The 4,158-nt window shown below is 46.8% G+C and carries 4 protein-coding genes; 1 reads left to right on the top strand and 3 read right to left on the bottom strand.

Going from position 1 to position 4,158, the window contains the following annotated elements:
• Positions 1-184: 184 nt before the first annotated feature.
• On the bottom strand, positions 185-955 hold the full coding sequence (locus OES20_18885) for a methyltransferase domain-containing protein (GenBank protein MDH3636758.1): 771 nt from the start codon (positions 953-955) through the stop codon (positions 185-187).
• A gap of 710 nt (positions 956-1,665) precedes the next feature.
• Positions 1,666-2,388, bottom strand: a complete 723-nt coding sequence (locus OES20_18880) for an adenylate/guanylate cyclase domain-containing protein (GenBank protein MDH3636757.1) — start codon at positions 2,386-2,388, stop codon at positions 1,666-1,668.
• Between the two features lie 445 nt (positions 2,389-2,833).
• Here OES20_18880 and OES20_18875 point away from each other — a divergent pair, with 445 nt between their 5' ends.
• On the top strand, positions 2,834-3,502 hold the full coding sequence (locus OES20_18875) for a Crp/Fnr family transcriptional regulator (GenBank protein MDH3636756.1): 669 nt from the start codon (positions 2,834-2,836) through the stop codon (positions 3,500-3,502).
• Between the two features lie 97 nt (positions 3,503-3,599).
• Here the strand turns inward: OES20_18875 and OES20_18870 are convergent.
• Positions 3,600-4,158 (bottom strand): hypothetical protein (locus OES20_18870; GenBank protein ID MDH3636755.1); only part of this gene is annotated, 559 nt, incomplete at its 5' end.

Raw genomic sequence — 4,158 nt, 5'->3', positions numbered from 1 at the left:
GCAATACGTAGCGATCCGCACCGGTATCGATGCGATACACCAGGTTGGTTAATCCACCCAGCCTTTCCGTGCTATAAGCGTCTGCCGCCAGATCCTCGAAACCCGGGATGCCGGTTAATACGCTGTGAACCTGGCCAGAATGGTCGTTCATGCTCGTGCCTCCTGATTTTTATTTTTGAACTATCTACTTCACCGCGGTAAAAAAACCCCAGCGTTGATCGCCCGCCTTTGAGCGCTCGATTTTTTGCTGCCAGCTATCTAACAACTTCTCGCGCACCGAAGCCTCCAGCCCGGCTTCGGCGATGCGCGCTGTCTCGGCCTGCAATAATTCGGTGAAACGCGCGCTGATGTCCTCTCCGATCACACTCCTGAAACCAGCGTTTTCGATTAGCCCTGCATAGGCTTCCGGGGTGTGTAAGTCGTACTCGCGCTCGCGTACATAATCGGTGAACTCATCCGACCACGGTTTGGGACCGCAACAATAATCGGTGAATAGCAACCGCCCGCCGGTGCATAACGCGGCATGTAAAACCGGAAACAGGCGAGATTTATCGTGGATATGTAAAAACACGTCGCGACTGTAAATCGCGTCGTAAAAGCCGTCACAATCGAGTTGCAGGCAATCCTTCCACTCGAGATTAACTTGCCCGGCGAGGCCGTAGGCGGTCAGCTTGCGGTTAGCTATTTCAAGCATGTTTTTCGACAGGTCGATGCCGTCGACCTTCAAGTCGAACTCGCGCGCCATGACGAACGAACTGCCGCCGAGCCCACAGCCGACATCGAGCACCCGTGACCCCGGCGCAAGCTCCAGGCGCCCGATCATCTCCTGAGCCAGGGCTTTGCCGCCCGGGCTGACGAAATCCTCGCCGTAGACGCACTCGTACTGCAGTATCGATTCGGGTTGATATTGCACCGAATCGAGAAAGTCCTGGGTTACCTCGTTTGAGCTCGCCATCCTGCACCTTTATTGGATTTAAGGCCTTTTGTGTATCAGGCCGGACTCGATAATATTTACCGAAGGATTCAGGAATAAAATATGAGTCTGAGCACAATACTATCCAATATCAGAAACAATTGCGCTTTGATCCATATTTTCGGCTTCATTGAGTTGACGACACCCAGGGTTTGTGTGCGACGAATATTGTATGACGGCTGCCCTTGCCCGGACGGGCACTTACCGTACGTAACTGGACATTAAAACCGACTATTTAAAGCCGCGGTGTTTGAATGCGTCATTTACCTGGTTATCGACCACAGAAAATTTGAAGGGCATCTTACAGAATTCCAGGGATGCTAGTGCCTGACAGGCGTGAAGTGATGCAACGAAATGGTGCCAGGGGCGGAATCGAATTTTTACTCTAACTCATTATTTTTACAATAATTATTGAGGTTTTGGTTTGAATAGTTACAACAAATATACCAACAATTTAATGTCTAAATCTCGGGATCAAACGATATTCACAAAACTCAGTCTTGTGATTTAACGATAACTTCTAAGTTAGAGGGTATAGATTGAACTAGTGCACTCATGAATACCCTCTCGAATGCGCAGGTACTTGACCAGCTATTTTCCGGGTAACATCCAAGCGACCACGGTTACTGATATTTGAAAAAATCGGGACTGCGTTTCGAAAAACAACAGCTCCGATAACCGGAGTCAACTACTTATGAAGTCACCGCCGAGAGATTGGCTACGCAGGTGTAATCAACATGTTCGATTCGCTCAGGGCCAAACTCGATCCAGAATGCCTCTACTGGCTCACTGATGTTCTTTACATACTGCTTACCCATTGCGACAAATTTGAATGATGGGTGGTTTTTAAGCCGGTTTCTTACCGACTCAGAAACGCAGATACCTCCACAACAGGCAAGTTTCTCAAGTCTGGCGGTGAGATTTACGGCATTACCAAAGATGTCGCCCTGATCTGCAATCACGTCTCCATAATTGACGCCGATACGAAAAAGTATTTGCCTATCAGAACTTAAGCTGGCATTCCTTAGACGATCTGATAGTTGCATATTGATAGCGCAATTCAGGGCGTTGTCAGCATCCTTAAACTCAGCGAGAATGGCATCACCTACAAAATGCACGACTCTGCCGTTGTTCGCGGCGACATACCCTTCCACAATCTTCATGCTCTCGACCAGGCGATAATGAGTACCTTCCTCGTCCTGCTCAGTAAGGCGGGAGTAATTAACAATATCTGCATAAAGAATTCCAACCTGACGACGATCGCATCTTTCCGGGGACGACTCCTGCTGATTTTTGGTCAACGGGCAGCTGTAGCCTGAAACGGAGACCTCATATGGACTGTCCGTTACAGATAAGTGTTGAGATTTGAATCTCTTTTCGAAATGTGAAAATGCATTTTGTATGGACGGTCTCATTAATCTATCCTCCAGTTGTATCAAAGCTTCCTTTGAAAATTTCGAATCATTACCTTTACTCGAAAATTTCCATGCAAATAAAAGCAACTGCCTCTATTTTCAAAAAATCGAGCACTTTGTATGTGGTATTTCCCACACAAAAAAGATTAAGGCTTATAAACGAGGCAGTAGCAGGCTGAATAAACGGGTACGACGAAGGGCATACTCGTCACCAGGTGAGGTAATTTATTGAAGAGTTAACGATTTATGCCTGAAAATAAATCAATTCAATAGCCAGGCGGAGCAATAAAGTTTTCTAACAGATATCAGTAGTGATGGGTGCTTAAGTATAGAAAATTAGATTTCATATGTTTTTTGTATACTATTATTCGTGGCGAGGGTTTACTGAAACGATAAAAATCATATGAAAAGCGACCAACCGCATACATTTGACTCAAGTAGCTCGTTGAAAAAAATCGATTTATTCGAATGTCTGGACAATGAGGCCTGCGATCAGGTTTCAAAACTAATCAAATGGAAACAATATAAAAAAGGAACCGAGGTGATTCCTTACCAGGGTAAAAGCGACGATGTGTATTTCATCACGTCAGGGCGCGTCAGAGTTACAATCTTTTCTTTTTCTGGAAAAGAAATTTCCTACCAGGAACTGGGGCCTGGAAAAATGTTCGGCGAGTTATCCGCCATAGATCAATTACCCCGTACAGCAAACGTGATCACTTTGGAATCTTCGCGCATCGGCGTGATATCGAAAAATGATTACTGGAGGATTGTTGATCAATACCCCGGTGTCGCAGCTGCGGCCATGAAACGCCTTGCAGGCCTGGTCCGCTTTCTCATAGATCGTGTTTATCAATACGGGGCCCTGGATGTTAAAGACAGGATCCGAATGGAAATTTTACGTCTTGCCCGCGAGAGCATGTCGAGTGAAGATACCGCCGCCATTCATAATTTTCCAACCCACAAAGAGATCGCCAATCGAGTGAACACCCATCGAGAAGCCGTAACACGGGAACTGAACGAACTGTCCCGAATGGGGTTAATTGAACAGGATCAGCGTGTCCTGGCAGTTACGACAGTATCCGGATTAACCGAATTGCTACCCGAATATATTTAGTCAGAAATCTTGATTACATTCGTCAAGCTATCTGCAAAATAACACCTTCTCCTCTCCACCTATAGATTTCAAAAATTTCCGGGCAACCAGACCGGATTCACTTCGTTTCCATGTGAATGATACAAGGATTTGCCGATGTAGGCGCGACCGAGATTCTCTGCTGGCACTGAGAAAGGTAAAACCGGGAGGGACCATCGTCAGCAAAGCTATCTAGTATCGACTCGAAACTCTCGGCGGCCATTTTCCAGTCAGCGCACATGAATAAATCGATCGCTTTGGCAAATCGATCGCAAAGCTCACTTTGTCCTTCTGTGGCCTCATTTGACAGGCTAAGAATTTCGATGATGGACAAGGGTTTCGTTTTTCCCACAAAAACAAATTGTCCCACGGGGCGAGTCAAAAAATTATCGATACCTTCGACCAGGGATTCAGTGGCGAGTATTTTAGTGCCCATATATTTGTTTAGCCCCTCGATGCGTGATGCAGTATTAGCACAGTCACCCACGACACGGTAACCAAGATGACCGCCGCCGCCGGAATGCCCGACATAAACTTCACCGGTCTCCATACCGATACGCAACGATGCCTCGAAAGCATCATGCCTGGCCCTGAAATCCTCGATGGCGTCAGCTGCCTGCAATGATGCCAGGATAGGC

It is taken from the genome of Gammaproteobacteria bacterium (assembly GCA_029862005.1).
Lineage (GTDB): Bacteria > Pseudomonadota > Gammaproteobacteria.
This window is presented reverse-complemented; position numbering and strand designations above follow the sequence as displayed.